Source organism: Bradyrhizobium sp. 132 (assembly GCF_023074185.1).
Classification (GTDB): domain Bacteria; phylum Pseudomonadota; class Alphaproteobacteria; order Rhizobiales; family Xanthobacteraceae; genus Bradyrhizobium.
The window spans coordinates 69,350-85,645 of record NZ_JADPKY010000177.1 but is presented as its reverse complement, the minus strand read 5'-3'; the positions used below and the strand labels follow the sequence as shown (position 1 = coordinate 85,645).

The 16,296-nt window shown below is 63.2% G+C and carries 20 protein-coding genes; 12 read left to right on the top strand and 8 right to left on the bottom strand.

Translation table 11 applies throughout. The annotated features are described in order from the left end of the window. Positions 1-202 (top strand): hypothetical protein (locus IVA74_RS39230; protein WP_247353285.1); only part of this gene is annotated, 202 nt, incomplete at its 5' end. On the opposite strand, the gene IVA74_RS39225 is transcribed toward IVA74_RS39230, so the two are convergent. The 5 genes from IVA74_RS39225 to IVA74_RS41035 all read right to left on the bottom strand — a co-directional run bounded on the left by IVA74_RS39225 (position 143) and on the right by IVA74_RS41035 (position 1,675). Beyond that, positions 143-343, bottom strand: a complete 201-nt coding sequence (locus IVA74_RS39225) for a hypothetical protein (protein ID WP_247353284.1) — start codon at positions 341-343, stop codon at positions 143-145. The genes IVA74_RS39230 and IVA74_RS39225 overlap by 60 nt on opposite strands. After that, on the bottom strand, positions 343-516 hold the full coding sequence (locus tag IVA74_RS39220) for a hypothetical protein (protein WP_247353275.1): 174 nt from the start codon (positions 514-516) through the stop codon (positions 343-345). Before IVA74_RS39220 ends, IVA74_RS39225 begins: the two co-directional genes overlap by 1 nt. Positions 517-682: 166 nt before the next feature. Beyond that, a complete protein-coding gene (locus IVA74_RS39215) occupies positions 683-1,150 on the bottom strand; it encodes a metallophosphoesterase family protein (protein WP_247353273.1) in 468 nt (155 codons plus the stop codon). A 14-nt stretch (positions 1,151-1,164) separates the two neighbouring features. Continuing rightward, entirely contained in the window at positions 1,165-1,383 is a 219-nt protein-coding gene (locus tag IVA74_RS39210) for a hypothetical protein (RefSeq protein WP_247353272.1), read from the bottom strand. Between the two features lie 160 nt (positions 1,384-1,543). Then, complete coding sequence (locus tag IVA74_RS41035; protein ID WP_256467586.1) at positions 1,544-1,675, bottom strand: hypothetical protein; 132 nt, start codon at positions 1,673-1,675, stop codon at positions 1,544-1,546. 117 nt (positions 1,676-1,792) lie between these two features. Here IVA74_RS41035 and coxB point away from each other — a divergent pair, with 117 nt between their 5' ends. The 11 genes from coxB (at position 1,793) to IVA74_RS39155 (ending at position 13,647) form a co-directional block, all read left to right on the top strand. Then, on the top strand, positions 1,793-2,803 hold the full coding sequence (gene coxB, locus IVA74_RS39205; protein ID WP_247353270.1) for a cytochrome c oxidase subunit II: 1,011 nt from the start codon (positions 1,793-1,795) through the stop codon (positions 2,801-2,803). Between the two features lie 2 nt (positions 2,804-2,805). Beyond that, entirely contained in the window at positions 2,806-4,713 is a 1,908-nt protein-coding gene (gene ctaD, locus IVA74_RS39200) for a cytochrome c oxidase subunit I (protein ID WP_247353282.1), read from the top strand. Continuing rightward, complete coding sequence (locus IVA74_RS39195) at positions 4,710-5,309, top strand: cytochrome c oxidase subunit 3 (protein ID WP_247353268.1); 600 nt, start codon at positions 4,710-4,712, stop codon at positions 5,307-5,309. The genes ctaD and IVA74_RS39195 overlap by 4 nt, the downstream gene beginning before the upstream one ends. Then, positions 5,306-5,659: a hypothetical protein gene (locus tag IVA74_RS39190; RefSeq protein WP_247353266.1), complete on the top strand. Its 354-nt coding sequence runs from the start codon at positions 5,306-5,308 to the stop codon at positions 5,657-5,659. Before IVA74_RS39195 ends, IVA74_RS39190 begins: the two co-directional genes overlap by 4 nt. Further along, positions 5,647-6,570 (top strand): cytochrome c oxidase assembly protein, encoded by a 924-nt coding sequence (locus tag IVA74_RS39185; protein ID WP_247353264.1) that lies wholly within the window; start codon positions 5,647-5,649, stop codon positions 6,568-6,570. Before IVA74_RS39190 ends, IVA74_RS39185 begins: the two co-directional genes overlap by 13 nt. A gap of 72 nt (positions 6,571-6,642) precedes the next feature. Continuing rightward, positions 6,643-7,434: a heme-binding protein gene (locus tag IVA74_RS39180; protein WP_247353262.1), complete on the top strand. Its 792-nt coding sequence runs from the start codon at positions 6,643-6,645 to the stop codon at positions 7,432-7,434. Between the two features lie 110 nt (positions 7,435-7,544). Then, positions 7,545-9,380, top strand: a complete 1,836-nt coding sequence (locus tag IVA74_RS39175) for a methanol/ethanol family PQQ-dependent dehydrogenase (RefSeq protein ID WP_256467585.1) — start codon at positions 7,545-7,547, stop codon at positions 9,378-9,380. Then, on the top strand, positions 9,364-10,203 hold the full coding sequence (locus IVA74_RS39170) for a substrate-binding domain-containing protein (protein ID WP_247353259.1): 840 nt from the start codon (positions 9,364-9,366) through the stop codon (positions 10,201-10,203). Before IVA74_RS39175 ends, IVA74_RS39170 begins: the two co-directional genes overlap by 17 nt. Beyond that, complete coding sequence (locus IVA74_RS39165) at positions 10,203-10,838, top strand: cytochrome c (RefSeq protein WP_247353257.1); 636 nt, start codon at positions 10,203-10,205, stop codon at positions 10,836-10,838. The genes IVA74_RS39170 and IVA74_RS39165 overlap by 1 nt, the downstream gene beginning before the upstream one ends. A 20-nt stretch (positions 10,839-10,858) precedes the next feature. Further along, positions 10,859-11,233, top strand: a complete 375-nt coding sequence (locus IVA74_RS39160) for a c-type cytochrome (RefSeq protein WP_247353256.1) — start codon at positions 10,859-10,861, stop codon at positions 11,231-11,233. 5 nt (positions 11,234-11,238) lie between these two features. Beyond that, complete coding sequence (locus tag IVA74_RS39155) at positions 11,239-13,647, top strand: glucose/quinate/shikimate family membrane-bound PQQ-dependent dehydrogenase (RefSeq protein ID WP_247353254.1); 2,409 nt, start codon at positions 11,239-11,241, stop codon at positions 13,645-13,647. A gap of 27 nt (positions 13,648-13,674) precedes the next feature. Here IVA74_RS39155 and IVA74_RS39150 read toward each other — a convergent pair whose 3' ends face one another. Genes IVA74_RS39150 through IVA74_RS39140 form a run of 3 tightly spaced genes read right to left on the bottom strand, consistent with a single transcriptional unit; the run spans position 13,675 to position 16,120 of the window. Beyond that, complete coding sequence (locus IVA74_RS39150) at positions 13,675-15,444, bottom strand: SDR family oxidoreductase (protein WP_247353251.1); 1,770 nt, start codon at positions 15,442-15,444, stop codon at positions 13,675-13,677. Between the two features lie 57 nt (positions 15,445-15,501). Continuing rightward, on the bottom strand, positions 15,502-15,903 hold the full coding sequence (locus IVA74_RS39145; RefSeq protein ID WP_247353249.1) for a hypothetical protein: 402 nt from the start codon (positions 15,901-15,903) through the stop codon (positions 15,502-15,504). Positions 15,904-15,925: 22 nt separating this feature from the next. Next, on the bottom strand, positions 15,926-16,120 hold the full coding sequence (locus tag IVA74_RS39140; RefSeq protein ID WP_247353247.1) for a hypothetical protein: 195 nt from the start codon (positions 16,118-16,120) through the stop codon (positions 15,926-15,928). Positions 16,121-16,296 lie beyond the last annotated feature (176 nt).

The window sequence follows — 16,296 nt, the reverse complement described above, 5'->3', positions numbered from 1 at the left end:
CTCCTCCGCCACCCTGCCCCCAAGCGGCGCCTGTCGAGCCGCAGGCCAACAGGGCGACCAGCATCATGGCAGAACTGATCTTGCGCATCGTTTTTCTCCATCGTCTTCCGGAACGGGTCGCACGTTCCTGTGGGCCAATGTCTCAGCTCCTGTGACGATCGTCGTGCGTGTGATGCTCATCGCGCTCACCACCGCCTCCTGAGACGTGCGACTTCCGGTCATTTGTGGGAGCCCCCGGCGTCGGGGCTTCATGTTCGCGCCCTCCCTTTTCAGGATGCTTGCGATCCTGCTGGGAGGACCCGGGTCCACCGAAGCGTTCTGTTTCAGAGTTCTTGTGGGGCATCATCGATCCTGCTGGTAGCCTTGGTTTGTGGTGTTCTGCTTGATGTTGCCTTGACGTCCCTGGGTGTCGAAGTTCTCGCGGCTGGGGATTTTTTCGTTGGTCTCGGTCTTTGGATCTGAACCGGGTCCCTTGTCGCTGCGCTGCTCTGCCGGTACGGGGGGCATTTTTGACATTGCGTGCTCCTTTTTTGGGTCTTCACGACCATCATGCAGACCAATGAGATACGGCTACGGTCGTTCCTCGCGCTTGTACTGACGTCTGTCCTTAGCAACGAACGATTCCGGCCCGGGTTGCCCAAGGTGATGATGACGGGAGCTGGTAGGTCGCACCTCCACGTTTTCACCTGCCGAGCTCGTGAACGGTGGGCCGCAGTTCGCCGCTCTCATCCAGATCGAGCGTTGCCAGCGTAATCGGCAGCTTGAAGCGCCTCGGTCCGGCACTCCCCGGATTTAGAAACAGTATTCCGCCGATTGTGTCGATTTTCACCCGATGCGAGTGGCCGGAAACTACAATGTCGATTCCTCGTTGGGCGGGGTTTGCCTTCAGCTCCCTGAGATCGTGCAAGATGTAGAAGAAGCGCCCTGCAAGGCGCACCGTTTCAGTTGCGGAGTAGCATTTTGCCCACTCGCCCTTGTCGACATTGCCTTTGATGGCTGTAACAGGCGCAATCCGGCGAAGGTGTTCCACAACATCGGGAGCGCCGATATCGCCCGAATGGATAATGTGCGACACGCCCGTGAGGCAGCGCTCCACCTCCGGCCTCAGTAGTCCATGCGTGTCGGAGATCACTCCAAGCTTGAACGTCATGTCATGTCGCAACTTCAGTGCAGGACATCCAGTGGTACCCGGCCGATCTCTTCGCCGTCCCGATTGGTGACGAGGATCGAGAAGTGACGGCCCTCAAGCTCGGGACGCTCCTTCAGGAGCCGCTTGGCGATCTCCTCGGCGACATCGAGAGCCTGGATGTCATCCGGCAAGTCGGCGCCCTCTTCGTCAGCTACGGTTTTCGAATCCACCAGGTCAAAATGATAGTGCGGCACGTCGCCCCCTCGCATCTGTCGCAGAAACGCGCGATCCCAAACCTTCGTTCCGGCGCGGGCGCGTGGACTTCTGGCACGTTCAGGAACCTGCGGGTCACCGGGACATTGCTGCTGGGGACGTTCGGAACTGGATAGACCCATGCTCGACGAACTACGCGTGCTAGTCCAGCCCGGAGCGGTCATCGCTGTCCTCGCCGTCTTGTTGCTCATGGCTGCGGGTGATGCGGTTATCTTCATCGCCGTCAGGGGATGGCCATTCTAAATTCGCGGTCTGACGAGCAACGTTGGACATATCTCTTCTTTCTTCCAAGCTCTCTTGCAAAGGCTGCGCGCGGCTCGCTCCAACAGCAGATAGGAACCTTTGTAGGATCGGCCAGTTCCCGCCTGTGAAGGGGAACCGCGAGCGTCTATGCCAGTCTGGGTGCGAATTGTTCTGGTGCTATGCACGACTTGGCCGCTTGCTGCGTGCGCCGGCCGGCAGTCGACGCTCGACCCGCAAGGGCTACAATCCGAGCAGATCCTGCATACGCTATTCATCTTTCTCGGGGTTGCTGCGATCGTCTGGATCGCAGTCGTAATCGTGCTCGCCCTCGGAATGTTGCGCCGGAAGCGCTTGGCCGATCAGCCGCTCGATCTCCATCAAGCCTTCGAAGAACGCACGGGCCGAGTCATCATTGGGCTGGGCGTTGCAACCACGGTGATCGTGCTCGGCCTCTCCTTCGTCAGCTATGCCGGGCAGCGCATCGTCTTCGCCAAGGGCGAGAACGCCCTCACGCTCAAGATCATCGGACACCAATGGTGGTGGGAGGTTCGCTATGAGGATGACAGTCCGCATCGGAGTTTCGTAACCGCGAACGAGATCCGGATCCCGACCGGCCAGCCGGTGAAGGTCGAGCTGGAATCTGCAGATGTGGTCCACAGCTTCTGGGTGCCGAGCCTGACCGGGAAGATGGACCTCATCACCGGGCAAAAGAACGAGTTGCAATTCACCGCGAAAAACGCCGGCGTCTATCGCGGACAATGCGCCGAGTTCTGCGGACTTCAGCACGCGCACATGGCCTTCGCGGTGATCGCGCTACCGCCGGACGAGTTCGGCCGGTGGCGCGATCGTGAGAATCAGAGCGCGAACAGCCCCGCGGATCAGCTCGGCAAGCAGGGCGAGGCTCTCTTCCGGGCCCGCGGCTGTGCCTTGTGTCACAACATCAGCGGCACACTGGCCGGCGGGCAGCTCGGCCCGGATCTCACGCATATCGGCAGCCGCACGACCATCACGGCGGGAACGCTGCCGAATACCCCGGCGACGCTCGGCGCCTGGATCGCCGATCCTCAGCACATCAAGCCCGGCAACCTCATGCCGAAGATGCCGCTGCAATCGGGCGAGCTCATCGCGATCCTTCATTATCTGGAGCAGCTCAAGTGAGCATGGCCGCTGAACCGAATGAGTTGCGGGACGACGTCCTGAATGGCCTTCAGCTTTCCACGCAACTGGAGAAAGTGTGGCGCACGCCGTCCGGACTGGTCGGCGCGCTCATGTCGGTCGACCACAAGGTCGTGGGACGTCGCTACATCGTGACTGCATTCGCATTCCTGCTTCTCGGCGGCATTCTTGCGATCCTGATGCGCGTTCAGCTTGCCGGGCCGGAGAAGACTTTTCTCTCGGCGGACAAGTACAATCAGATCTTCACGATGCACGGCTCGACGATGATGTTCCTGTTCGCCGTGCCGGTGATGGAGGCGTTCGCCGTCTATCTGGTGCCGCTGATGGTCGGTACGCGGAACATCGCCTTTCCGCGACTGAACGCCTTCAGCTATTGGATGTTTCTGTTCGGCGGTTGCTTTCTGTGGATCTCCTTCCTGTTCAACGCCGGCCCCGATGTCGGCTGGTTTTCGTACGTTCCTCTCTCCAGCCTGCAGTTCACACCGACCAAGCGGGCCGATGTCTGGGCGCAGATGATCACCTTTACCGAGGTCGCGGCGCTCGCGGTCGCCGTCGAGATCGTCGTGACTGTGTTCAAGCTCCGCGCGCCGGGCATGACCCTGGACCGCATTCCCCTGTTCGTCTGGGCCATGCTGGTCACAAGCTTTCTGGTGATGTTCGCGATGCCGTCGATCATGGTCGCGTCCACGTCATTGATCCTGGATCGCCTGGTCAACACCCGCTTCTATGATTCCTCCTCGGGTGGCCACCCCCTGCTCTGGCAGCACCTGTTCTGGTTTTTCGGCCACCCCGAAGTCTACATCATATTCATTCCGGGAACGGGGATGGTCTCGGCGATCCTCGCTACGTTCGTGCGCCGGCCGGTGATCGGCTATCCCATCGTCATTCTCTCCTTGATCGCGACCGGCTTCCTGTCGTTTGGCCTGTGGGTCCACCACATGTTCGTCACGGGCCTGCCCCAACTCGGCGCTGGCCTGTTCACGGCGTCCAGCATGCTGATCGCGGTGCCGAGCGGGCTGCAGATCTTCTGCTGGCTGGCGACGCTCTGGGATGGACGCCCGGTTTACCGGACGCCGCTATTGTTCGTGATCGGATTCGTGGTGATCTTCGTGCTCGGCGGGCTATCCGGCGTAATGGTCGCTTCGGTCCCGATCGACACCCAGGTGCACGACACCTATTTCATCGTAGCCCACTTCCACTATGTTCTGATCGGTGGTGCTGTGTTCCCGCTGGTCGGCGCCGTCTACTACTGGTTTCCCAAGATCGCCGGCCGCATGCTGAGCGAAAGACTCGGGCGCTGGAATTTCTGGCTGGCCTTCATCGGCTTCAACGTCGCGTTCTTTCCGATGCACATCCTCGGGCTGATCGGAATGCCGCGCCGGGTCTACACCTACACGGCCGACATGGACTGGGCGCATTTGAACCTCTTGTCCAGCGGCGGTGCCCTCATTTTCGCGCTCAGCTTCGCGCTGCTTCTGGTCAATGTGATCTACAGCCTGCGCAAGGGTGAGCTCGCGGGCGACAACCCCTGGAATGCCTCGACGCTGGAATGGGCCACCTCCTCGCCGCCTCCGCCGCAGAATTTCGACCGCATTCCGGTGGTCAAGCACCGCGATCCGCTGTGGGCCGACAGCGAGAGCCTGCCCGTGGTCGCGGGTCTGAGTGCCGAGCGGCGCGAAATCCTGTTGACCTCGCTCGCAGAAGCGGAGCCGCAGATCCGCGAGGCTTCGCCCGAGCCGAGCATCTGGCCGCTGCTCGCCGCCATCGCGACGACGGTGTTCTTCATCGGCTCGATCTTCACGCCCTGGGCGGTGCTCTGGGGCACGCCGCCGATGGCCGTCACCTTGATCGGCTGGTTCTGGCCGGCCGGCAGCAAGGAGGACGAGGAGTGAGACAGACCATCGTCCGCAATGTCGCTGAACTGCCGACTTACGGTTACGGCCCACGCAGCGGACCGTGGTGGGGCGCCATGGGCTTTATGGCGCTCGAAGGCATGGGCTTTGCCATTGCCATCGGCGCCTATCTCTACCTCTACGCCGTCAACCCAACTTGGCCGATCGGCGCCTCGCCGCCCGATCTCTGGCCGGGCACGGCCGAGACCGTGATCTATCTGCTCAGCATCATACCCAACGAATATACCAGCCGTGTGGCGCATCGGCAGGATCTCGCAAAGGTCCGCATTTGCCTGATCGTGATGGCCGCGATCGGCATCGCGCTTCTGGTGCTGCGCGGCTTCGAATTCGCACATCTCAACACCCGTTGGGATAATTCCGCCTACGGCTCGATCGTGTGGCTCATTCTGGGACTGCACACGACCCACCTTGCCACCGATGTCGGCGACACGGTCGTACTGGCCGTACTGATGTTCACGCGCCATGCGAAACCGCGCCGCTTCAGCGACGTGACCGACAACGTGTTCTATTGGAACTTCGTCGTGCTCGCCTGGCTGCCGCTTTACGTCCTGCTCGATTGGATACCGCGCCTATGACCGAAGCTGACGGACATTCCAGGTTGCTTTACTGGGCCGGCGTTGCGCTCGGGCCCATCGCGTGGGCCATCAATTTGCAAGGCGTCTACGTCATCGAGCATTTCTCCTGCGAAAAGACCAGGACGAGCGGCGCGATTGTGAGCGCGATTCTCGCTATCGTCTCGCTTGCAGGCGCGCTGATTTCGGCCCGTGCGGTTCGGCGCAACGCGGAGGCTGGATGGACGGATGCGCGGGGTGGCGGGCCCAGAACGTTCATGGCCTGGCTCGGCGTCGGCTCCGGCGTGCTGTTCGCGCTGGTGATTGCGAACCAGCTCGCCGCGTCGCTCATGATCAGCCCATGCCTGCGCTGAGCTTTGCAGCACTGCTGCTTGCCCTGCTCGCGGGTCGGGCCGATGCGCACGGACTATCGGATGTCGATCCCGGCTCGCTGTGGAGCTACGACCCTTGGCTGATGGCCCCGCTCTACGCGGTGGGGATCGGCTTCTATGTTGGAACGCAGCGGCTCTGGCACCATGCGGGAGGCGGCCGCGGCGTCAGCTTCCGCCAGGTCGCGGCGTTCTGGACCGGATGGCTGGTCGCAGCTCTTGCCGTGACCTCCCCCCTGCACTGGCTCGGCGAGCGCCTGTTCACTGCGCATATGGTCGAGCACGAACTGCTCATGGTCGTCGCGGCACCGCTGATGGCGTTCGCCCGGATCAATGGCCCGCTGCTGTGGAGCCTGCCAGCCGGGCTTCGCCCGGCGGCGGGTCGCATGCTCAATCTGCCGGTGCTGGCGTGGCCGTGGCGTTTTGTGAGCCACCCCATGAGCGCGACCATTCTCCACGGCGCAGCGCTGTGGATCTGGCATGCACCACCCCTCTACGCCTGGGCACTGGAGAATTCCGCGGTCCATCGCCTCCAGCACATCAGCTTTTTTGCGACCGCGCTCTTGTTCTGGTGGGTGCTGCTGCACGGTCGGGGCCAGGGCCGCAGCATCCGAATTCGCGACGGCATCGCGGTCGCCTGCCTGTTCATCACCATCCTGCATTCCGGCGTGCTCGGGGCCTTGCTGACTGTGTCGACGCGGCTCTGGATCCCGGGCCAGGGCGCCCTCGCGGGCGAATTCGGCCTCTCGCCGCTGGAAGACCAACAGCTCGCCGGCATCCTCATGTGGGTGCCGATGGGCATACTCTACACAGGAGCGGCGTTGTTCTTTGCTCACCGGTGGCTGACTGCGAACGATGGCCACTCCCACCTGCCGCTCGTTCAACATCCGGGCTGAGCGACGCTGCATAGGAACCGCCACTTCTCCTCGAACGTTCGCCTGCCGATTGCGACACTCCACGGAGGCCACATGGAAAAACGATCCGTCATGGCGGCAACGGCTATCTTGACCGCGGCATTCTTGTTGCCTGCAGTTTTGAACGCGCAGGACCAACCCCAGCCAGGCATGTCGTGCCCGGTCGACCATGACAAGCTCGCAGATATCCTCAAGAAGAGCGTCAAGCCGGGCGGCGGCCCGAGCAACGGAGGCCTCGACAACAACGAATGGGCTGCTGTCGTCAATCGACAGGGTGTTGTCTGCGCAGTCGCCTACAGCGGCCGCAAGGCCGATGATCAGTGGCTTGGCAGCCGTGCGATCGCAGCCGAAAAGGCCAATACTGCCAATGCGTTCAGCCTGAAGGACAAGGCGATGGCCACGGCCAATCTCTACGCGGGCGCGCAACCTGGCGGATTCCTGTTCGGCGCGGCTCTCAGCAACCCTCCATCCCCGGAGGTTCTGTACGCCGGCACTCCGGACGAATTCGGGACGCCCCACGATCCGATGGTCGGCAGGCCTGTCGGCGGCGTGATCGTCTTCGGAGGCGGGCTGGCACTCTACGACGGCAACGGCGTCGCCGGTGCGCTAGGCGTCAGCGGTGACAGTTCCTGCGCCGATCACAACGTCGCCTGGCGCGTGCGTCACTTGCTCGGACTTGACCGCGTGCCGGCCGGCGTCAGCCCGAACATGAAAGACGCGATCATCTACGACATCGGGCCTGACGGCAAAAGTCCGTCGGGATTTGGTCACCCCAAGTGCAACGGCAAGGAGGATCAGATCGCGGTAGATCTCGGCGCGGGCGTTTCGGGCAATGTGGTGAGATAGCGCTCCGTCAACGTCGGACTTTGGAACCAAGCGGAGGCGCAACGTTTGTACGTTCGCAAGCCGACCTGCAACGCGGCACGGTCCCATCACCGCCGTGGAGATCTTGACAAATGTTAGTGCGTGGCCTTACGCGGTCGCTGAGTGTCGTTTGCGCGTCCTGCGCATTGCTGTCGTCCGCCTCGGCACAAACCGATCTGGCCAGCCGCATGAAGGACCCGGGCCAATGGCCCATGGCGGCGCGCGACTACGCCAACACTCGCTACAGCGAACTCGACCAGATCAACGCCACCAATGCTTCGCGCCTCCAGCTTGCGTGGACGTTCTCGGTCGGCGCCGATCGAGGCCAGGAGGCGGCGCCGCTCGTGGTGGACGGCACCATGTATGTGGTCGGCCCCTATGCGGGCCCCTATCCCAACCGTGTGTTCGCACTCGATGCCACGACCGGTGAATTGAAATGGTCCTACGCACCGAAGCCGGAGCCCGCTGCCGCGGGCGTTGCCTGTTGCGATGTCGTCAATCGCGGACTCGCCTTCGACAATGGCAAGGTCTTCCTCAACACGCTCGATAACCACACCGTAGCCATCGATGCCAAGACCGGCAAAGAGCTTTGGCACACGAAGCTCGGCGAGATCAACAAGGGCGAAACGATCACGATGGCTCCCATCGTGGTGAAAGGAAAGATTCTCGTCGGCAACAGCGGCGGCGAACTGGGCGTGCGCGGCTGGGTGACCGCGCTCGACGAGAACACCGGAGCTATCGCTTGGCGTGCCTATTCGACCGGTCCTGACAAGGACGTGCTGATCGGCGACGACTTCAAGCCGTTCTACGATAATCTCAAAGGCCAGGATCTCGGCGTGAAGACCTGGCCCGCCGACCGCTGGCAGGTCGGCGGCGGCACGGTCTGGGGCTGGATCTCCTACGATCCCGATCTGAACCTGATCTACTACGGTACTGCCAATCCAAGTCCCTGGAACGCGAACCAGCGCAGCGGCGACAATCTCTGGAGCACCACAATCTTTGCCCGCGACCCCGACACTGGGCGCGCCAAATGGGCCTACCAGGTCAACCCGCACGATCTGTTCGACCACGACGAGATCAACGAGAACGTGCTCGTCGACCTCGAACTGAATGGCCAGCCGCGCAAGGTGCTGATCCATCCCGGCCGCAACGGCTACATGTACGTCATGGACCGCGCCACCGGCGAAGTGATCTCGGCGGACGCGTATGATTTCGTCAACACCTACAAGGGCGTCGATCTGAAGACCGGCAAGATCATCCCGAACGAGGAGAAGACGCCGCTTATCGGCAAGACGGTCGAGAACATCTGCCCGAGCGCGCCCGGCGTCAAGGATTGGCAGCCGACGGCGTGGTCACCGCGCACAAAACTCCTCTACGTGCCGCACCAGCACCTCTGTATGAGCTTCAAGGCTTCTCAAGTCGGCTACATCGCCGGCACGCCCTATGTCGGCGCCGACGTCGACATGTATGCCGGCCCCGGCGGGTATCGCGGCGAGTTCATGGCGTGGGATCTCGTCGCGCGCAAGAAGGTCTGGGAGATCCACGAAAAGCTGCCGGTCTGGAGCGGCGCGCTGGTGACAGCTGGGGATGTCGCGTTCTACGGCACCATGGATCGCTTGTTCAAAGTGGTGGATGCGAAGGATGGGCGCGTGCTCTGGCAATTCCGTGCCGGCTCCGGGTTCATCGGCCAGCCGATCTCCTATCGCGGGTCCGACGGACAGCAATACATCGCGATCCTTTCGGGCGTCGGCGGCTGGCCGGGGGTGGTGGCGAACGCCGAGGTCGATCCGCGGGTGCGCAACAGCGCCCTTGGCTTTACCGGTGCGACGCAGGATTTGCCGTTCTATACCGCCGGCGGGAGCGAGCTGCTGGTGTTCAAGCTCGGCGGCGCGAATGGTGAGGGCACCAGCCATGCGCCTGCGAAATAGTTATTCCGTCATCCCCCTCGTCATCCTGCTCGGGCTCTCAACCGCTGCGGCCGCAACGGCGGATGGTGAATTTCGCGTCTGTGCCGATCCGAACAATCTGCCATTCTCGAACAGCGCCGAGGCTGGATTTGAAAATAAGCTTGCAGCGATGGTGGCCGAAGACCTCGGCAAGCAGGTGCAATACACCTGGTGGGCGCAGCGCCGCGGCTTCATCCGCAACACACTGAAAGCCGGCAAATGCGACGTCGTCATGGGTGTGCCGTCCGGCTATGATCTCGCCGAGACGACCAAGCCCTATTATCGATCGAGTTACGTGTTCGTCACGCGGCAGGACCAGCACCTCGATCTTTCGTCGCTGCTCGACCCGCGCTTGCATCGCCTCGTGATCGGCGTGCATCTGATCGGCGACGACGGCAACAATCCACCGCCCGCGCAGGCGCTCGGCGAACAGGGCATTGTCGACAATGTCCGCGGCTACTCGATTTACGGCGACTATCGCCAGGCCGATCCGCCGGCGCGCCTGATCGAAGCGGTCGAAAGCGGCGGGATCGATGTCGCCGCCGTCTGGGGGCCGCTGGCCGGCTATTTCGCGCAGCGCTCAGCCGTGCCGCTGACTGTCACGCCGATCCAGGACTACGAGCGCTTTGCGCCCCAGCAGTTCCAGTTCGCCATCTCCATGGGCGTGCGCAAAGGCGACGACGCCCTGCGCGACCGGCTGAATGCGTTCATCGACGGCCATCGACCCGAGATCACCTCGCTGCTGCGAAGTTACGGGGTGCCGCTGGTTGACAGGCCGGTCACGGCGTCCGGAGGACATGAGTGATGTCTGCTCCAGCCCTGCGCGCGAGCGCCCTATCGTTGCTGCTGGCCGCCGTGCCGAACGGCGCCGGACTTGCCCAACAGACACTGCCGCAGTCGCAGGAGGCGCAGATGCCGACGCTGGCTTCACGCCCGAATTTCGGTGGCAGTGTCGGCAATGGCAGGCCAGGCGTATTCATGCAAGTCCCGGTCACCACCCTCTTCCCGGGCGCGCAACCCGATCCGCCGCAAATCAAGAACCCCGTGCAAGGCGATCCCAATGCGGAGCAGCGCGGCATGACCTACTACGTCAACTTCAACTGCGTCGGCTGCCACGCGCCCAATGGCGGCGGCGGCATGGGGCCGGCGCTGAGCAACAACACCTTTACCTACGGCTCGCAGCCCGAAAACATCTATCTCTCGATCTATCAGGGACGGCCGAACGGAATGCCGGCCTGGGGCAGCGTGCTGCCTGACAGCGTGATCTGGGACCTCGTCACCTATATCGGCAAGATCAGCAACGAGCCGAGCCATCAATGGGGCCGGACTTTCTCGGCGAACCCACTGTCGCCTGAAATGGAGCAAGTCCCGACCGAGCAGGTCTCGACGACAGATCCCTGGTCCGCCACCAAGACTTTCAATTTCGGCCAAAAGCCCTGACCGGTAAAGCGGAGCAGCCGATGGTGAGTTCGGGCACACGATTGTTAGCCGCCTCGCTGCTGGCCATGGCAACCGCCGCCTGCGAAGGCAAGGCTGCGGGCCCGGACAATTTCACAGGCGATGCGCGCCGTGGCACTGACCTCGTCAAGCAATACAAATGCGGCGCCTGTCACGATATTCCCGGCATTGCCGGTGCGGACGGTAACGTCGGCCCGCCCTTGCATCGGATCGGCACGCGGACCTACATCGCCGGCTACATCCAGAACTCGCCGGACAACATGGCTGACTGGATCGAGGATCCACAGAGGGCATTGCCGGGCAATGCCATGCCGAGGATGGGTATCCCGCAGAAGGACGCGCGGGACATCGCGGCCTTTCTCTATACGCTGAAGTGACCATCATGACTCCGACACATCGTTCGACGAACTGGTTCCGTGACGCGCCATTGCTGGCCATCACCAGTGTGGTCGTGGCTATCATGGGACTGGGCCTCCTCGCCGGCGGTGCCTGGCTGGCGGCCCTCGGTGGCTCCGTCTACTATCTGATCGCGGGCATCATGCTTCTGCTCACGAGCTGGCTGCTCGCGCGCCGCCGTGCCGAGGCGCTCTGGATTTATGCCGCGCTGCTGGCCGGAACGATGGCGTGGGCGATCTGGGAAGTCGGCCTCGATTTCTGGTCGTTGGCGCCGCGCGGCGACGTGCTCGCGCCGCTGGGCCTATGGCTGATGCTGCCCTTCATCGCGTCCCGTCTGGCGCCTCGCTTGCGCGGCGCGCGATGGGCGCTTGGCCTTGCGTTGGTCGCTGCGGCCGTCGTTGTCGGCATTTCCCTGACGAGCGATCGCCACGATCTTGCAGGCACCATACCAGAGAGCGACACAACGGGCGCCATTGCCTCGTCCGCGCCGGCACCGGCCGCTGCCGGCCAGGACTGGACGGCTTATGGCGGCAGCGCCTTCGGCACGCGCTTCTCGTCGCTGAGCCAGATCACCAAAGACAACGTCAAGGACCTCAAGCTCGCCTGGGAATTCCGCACCGGCGACCACAAGGGCCCGGACGATCCCGACGAGATCACCAACCAGTCGACCCCGCTCAAGATCGGTGATCTCATCTACACCTGTTCGCCGCACCAGATCGTGTTCGCGCTCGAAGCCGCGACCGGAAAACTGCGCTGGAAGTTCGACCCGCAGGTTCAGCACAACAAGGCTTTCCAGCACATGACCTGCCGCGGCGTGTCCTATCACGCCACCAAGCCCGGCGCGCTGACCGCCGACGGCACGCCGGCGCCGAGCAATTGTGCGGAGCGCATTTTCATACCGACGAACGACGGACGGATGTTCGCGCTGGATGCGCAGAGCGGCGTGCCTTGCGAGAGCTTCGGCAACAAAGGACAGATCGACCTCAAGCAAGGCAGCGAGATCCAGACGCTCGGCTTCTACGAGGGCACCTCGCCGCCCGTCGTCACGGACAAGGTGCTGATCGTCGGCGGAGCGGTGATCGACAACTATTCCGATCGCGTGCCGTCGGGCGTGATCCGTGGCTTCGACATCTACTCAGGGCGGTTGATCTGGGCGTTCGATGCCGGCAATCCCGACCCGAACGAGATGCCATCGGCCTCGCATCATTTTACAGCCGGCTCACCAAATTCGTGGAGCATTTCCGCGGTCGACGAAAATCTCGGACTCGTCTACGTGCCGCTCGGCTCGAGCTCTCCGGATATCTGGGGCGGCGGCCGTTCGCCCGAAAACGAGCGTTACGATTCGGCCTTGATTGCGCTCGATGTCATGACCGGCAAACTGCGTTGGTCGTTCCAGAACGTGCACCACGATCTCTGGGACATGGATATGCCCTCGCAGCCGAGTCTGGTCGATTTGCGCTCTAACGGCGGCGTGACGCCTGCGATCTACATCCCGGCGAAGACCGGCGACATCTTCGTGCTCGACCGCCGCGACGGGCGTCAGTTGGTGCCCGCGCCGGAAAAGCCGGTGCCGCAGGGCGCCGCGAATGGAGACCGGCTGTCGCCAACCCAGCCTTTTTCGGAGCTGAGCTTCCGCCCCTCCGGCATGCTGACCGACGCGCAGATGTGGGGCAGCACGATGTTCGACCAGCTCGCCTGCCGCATCAAGTTCAAGCGCCTGCGCTATGAGGGGCCGTTCACCCCGCCGTCGGAACAAGGGACGCTGGTGTTTCCCGGAGACTTCGGCATGTTCGAATGGGGCGGCATTGCCGTCGATCCGCAGCGCCAGATCGCCATCGCGAACCCTCAATCCATTCCCTTCATCTCGCGCCTGGTGCCGCGCGGAAAGGACAACCCGGCCGCGCCGAACGCTGCGCATCCGCCGGGCACCGAGCTCGGCGTGCAGCCGATGTACGGTGCCCCCTATGGCGTCGATCTCGGCATTTTCCTGTCGCCGCTCGGCATCCCCTGCCTTGCCCCGCCATGGGGCAAGATCGCAGCGATCGATCTCAAGACGCACAAGGTGGTCTGGCAGCACCGCATCGGCACGATCCGCGATCAGGCCCCGCTGCCCCTGCCGTTCAAGCTTGGCGTACCCATGCTGGGTGGTCCGCTCGTGACTGCGGGCGGCGTCGTCTTCATCACGGGAACGATGGATGACTACATCCGCGCGTTTGACGTTCGCGATGGCAGACAGCTTTGGCAGGACCGCCTTCCCGCCGGCGGCCAGTCGACGCCAATGACCTATGACGCCGGTGGCAAGCAATACGTCGTCACGGTCGATGGCGGCCACGGCTCGTTCGGCACGAAGCTAGGCGATTACGTGCGGGCCTATGCGCTGCCGGAACGATCGTAATAGGGGAAGGCAGCAGCGCGGCGCTCATCACGCTCGGCCACGCCTCGTTCTCGCGTGTGGTCTGGGCGCACGAGCAACCCTCGAGGCGGCGAAGGCCAGGCAAGCAGCGATCCCAAACACCGCGAAGCCCTTGCTGATCACCCCGGCGGGTGGAAGTTGCTTCCGTGATAGCCAACCGCCATCAATCGATGTGCCCTGGGGGCCAGCTTCGATCATGGTGCCCTCGCTGCTCTTTGCGGGGTGCGCGCGCGACAGCAGGAAGCGGAAGGCAGCTCCCAGGATATTCTCGGTGATCTGCGGAGCCATCGCGTAGGCAAATTGGCCGGCGCGAGCTGGCCAGCCCACGGCGACCTCGTCACGGGGCGTGCGGACAAGGCTCACAAATGTTTCCGCTACGTCCTCCGACTGATACAGCAGCGGACCGGGATCAAGCGTTCGGCCGGACATGTTGGCGCCGTGGACGAAGCCCGGCGTATCGACCACGGCCGGGAAGACGCCGCAGATATGAATCTTGCGGTGAGTACTGAGCTCCTGACGCAGGCTCGCGGTGAAGCCGCGCAGGCCGAACTTGCTCGCCGCATAGGCCGCAGCAAAAGGTGTCGGCGCCCAGCCGCCCAGCGAGATGTTATTGATCAGGATGCCGCGGTTCTGGCGCAGGAAGATCGGGAGCACCGCGAAGGCGCCATGCATCGCGCCGAGGAGATTGACCTCGATCGTTCGGCGATGAAGCGCAATATCCGCATCCTGATAGGCCCCGAAAACGCCCGTGCCGGCGTTGTTGATCCAGACGTCGACGCCACCGAACGCGTCTTCGGCCTCTCTGGCCAATCGCTGCACCGCCTCGGCATCAGTGACATCGGTCGGGATCGCCAATGCGCGGCCTCCGAGCGCCTCGCATTCCGCCGCGAGGCTCGTCAGGACTTCGCCGCGGCGTGCCGCCAGGACCACGCTTGCGCCCCTACCGGCGAAGGCCAGCGCCGTGGCACGCCCGATTCCGCTCGAGGCGCCGGTTATGACGACGCGCGTGCCGATCATTTGCTGCGGCTCAGATCCGGAGGCGCTCGCGGGAAGCAGCCAGCGCAGGGATCGCCGGAGGCGCTCGGTCCCTTCCGTTTCGAACCAGTCGCCATGCGCGAAGATCACCCGCTCCGGAGACAGCCGTACGAGCCGCTCGGCCGCGCCTCGCGCGGAACGGCCGCCGAGGCGCAGCAGAAGTCGTAGATAGACCGGCGCCATGCCATTCGGTTTGGAGACGCCGAGGAGATTTGCCGCAGCCTCGTTTGGCGCGCTGAGATCATTGGAATCGAGGTTTTGCACGAGATCAGTCAGGATCAATGTACGGCTGCGCTTGTCGAACAGCTCGATCTCGGAAAACATCGGCGCATTTATAGAGACGGCTTCGATGTCGGCCTTCCATTCCTGAGGCGTCGTATCTCCGAGCTCGCGATCGATGCGGATGCGTGCTGCTCGAACTTGCCTGCGCGCCGAAAGGCCGCGCGCCGCGAACGTCGTCACCTGCGGCAGCTCCCTCTGCCAGTCGGACAGGAACATCCAGTGCGCGATATTCGGCGCCAGCAGGTACCTTATCGCGCCTAGACGCTCCAACTCACCGCGGAGAGCCGGCGAATATCTCACCGGCGAATGCAGCACGAGATCGCCGTTCGACAGGCGAATGACCGTCATGCGAACGGGGAGTTTCAGACCGGCGGCGCTGATCGGCGCGTCGTCCACGACCCAGATATCGTCCGTCACGCGTGACAGACCGGCGGTCGACAAGGCGGCGTCGGAACTTTGCATGAGTGTTTTCCATCACGAGGCGTTTGCTCAAGCTACAGGAGCGACGCTCGTTCCTCGCTAGGACCCCCGAGCCTGTTTGCGGGCGTTGCGCCCGCGACGGCGCGCAGCAAGCCGGCCTCTATCCCTCTCCGCCGGAAAGTGCCGCGAGATCGCCGGGGCGAGCTCCGGCTCTGACTGGAGTTCTTGGGCGGCGATCGGCGCTTGGTCCGGACGAGCCTCCAGGAGATCGAGCACGGCGCGGCCCTTGGCCGTGATGCGCCACCCGCCGTTTGTCCGGTCGATCAGCCCTTGCGAAAAGATGTCCAGCCCCGGCATCCGCCCGCCGAGCCGTCTGGTGCGCTCCGTCCAGTCGCGACCGCTGGTCGCCAGCATGGCCATATCCCGCTTGAGATCCTCCATGTCAGCGAACCCATCCGGGTAGCTCACCAGGATCTTGAGGACCGTAACGTGGAAATTCACCCCCGCCCCCACATGGCCATCGTCACATCATCGGAACTTCAGAGAGGGCATTGCGGGCAGCCTGTTTGAGGCAATCCGCAGAGATGTCGCCCCTGCTTGCAGTCTCCAGAAGCTTCGACGCCACGTGGGTACGGGCGCCGATCTCATAGCGGGAAACACTTTCACACACCTCGTCAAGAACGGTGCGCAACAACGCCTTGGTCGCGGTATCGATCATGGAAAGCCCCAGCGGAAAGGCTCACGCTAGGGCAATCACTTCGCCCTGTGATTCAACATTGTTAATGATCTGAAAAATTTGCACGTCGCCTACGGCGTCCGTCCGGTCCTGGAGCGGCGCCGATCACAGCGAAGCGAGCGTCCCAAGCAAGCTGCGACGACATCGCCTGCAGGCGG

What these genes read in the sequence shown, in the direction of transcription:
- IVA74_RS39225 (WP_247353284.1), bottom strand. Translation starts at nt 343, where the DNA reads ATGCCCCACAAGAACTCTGAAACAGAACGCTTCGGTGGACCCGGGTCC.
- IVA74_RS39220 (WP_247353275.1), bottom strand. Translation starts at nt 516, where the DNA reads ATGTCAAAAATGCCCCCCGTACCGGCAGAGCAGCGCAGCGACAAGGGA.
- IVA74_RS39215 (WP_247353273.1), bottom strand. Translation starts at nt 1,150, where the DNA reads ATGACGTTCAAGCTTGGAGTGATCTCCGACACGCATGGACTACTGAGG.
- IVA74_RS41035 (WP_256467586.1), bottom strand. Translation starts at nt 1,675, where the DNA reads ATGTCCAACGTTGCTCGTCAGACCGCGAATTTAGAATGGCCATCCCCT.
- coxB (WP_247353270.1), top strand. Translation starts at nt 1,793, where the DNA reads ATGCCAGTCTGGGTGCGAATTGTTCTGGTGCTATGCACGACTTGGCCG.
- ctaD (WP_247353282.1), top strand. Translation starts at nt 2,806, where the DNA reads ATGGCCGCTGAACCGAATGAGTTGCGGGACGACGTCCTGAATGGCCTT.
- IVA74_RS39190 (WP_247353266.1), top strand. Translation starts at nt 5,306, where the DNA reads ATGACCGAAGCTGACGGACATTCCAGGTTGCTTTACTGGGCCGGCGTT.
- IVA74_RS39185 (WP_247353264.1), top strand. Translation starts at nt 5,647, where the DNA reads ATGCCTGCGCTGAGCTTTGCAGCACTGCTGCTTGCCCTGCTCGCGGGT.
- IVA74_RS39180 (WP_247353262.1), top strand. Translation starts at nt 6,643, where the DNA reads ATGGAAAAACGATCCGTCATGGCGGCAACGGCTATCTTGACCGCGGCA.
- IVA74_RS39175 (WP_256467585.1), top strand. Translation starts at nt 7,545, where the DNA reads ATGTTAGTGCGTGGCCTTACGCGGTCGCTGAGTGTCGTTTGCGCGTCC.
- IVA74_RS39170 (WP_247353259.1), top strand. Translation starts at nt 9,364, where the DNA reads ATGCGCCTGCGAAATAGTTATTCCGTCATCCCCCTCGTCATCCTGCTC.
- IVA74_RS39165 (WP_247353257.1), top strand. Translation starts at nt 10,203, where the DNA reads ATGTCTGCTCCAGCCCTGCGCGCGAGCGCCCTATCGTTGCTGCTGGCC.
- IVA74_RS39160 (WP_247353256.1), top strand. Translation starts at nt 10,859, where the DNA reads ATGGTGAGTTCGGGCACACGATTGTTAGCCGCCTCGCTGCTGGCCATG.
- IVA74_RS39155 (WP_247353254.1), top strand. Translation starts at nt 11,239, where the DNA reads ATGACTCCGACACATCGTTCGACGAACTGGTTCCGTGACGCGCCATTG.
- IVA74_RS39150 (WP_247353251.1), bottom strand. Translation starts at nt 15,444, where the DNA reads ATGCAAAGTTCCGACGCCGCCTTGTCGACCGCCGGTCTGTCACGCGTG.
- IVA74_RS39140 (WP_247353247.1), bottom strand. Translation starts at nt 16,120, where the DNA reads ATGATCGATACCGCGACCAAGGCGTTGTTGCGCACCGTTCTTGACGAG.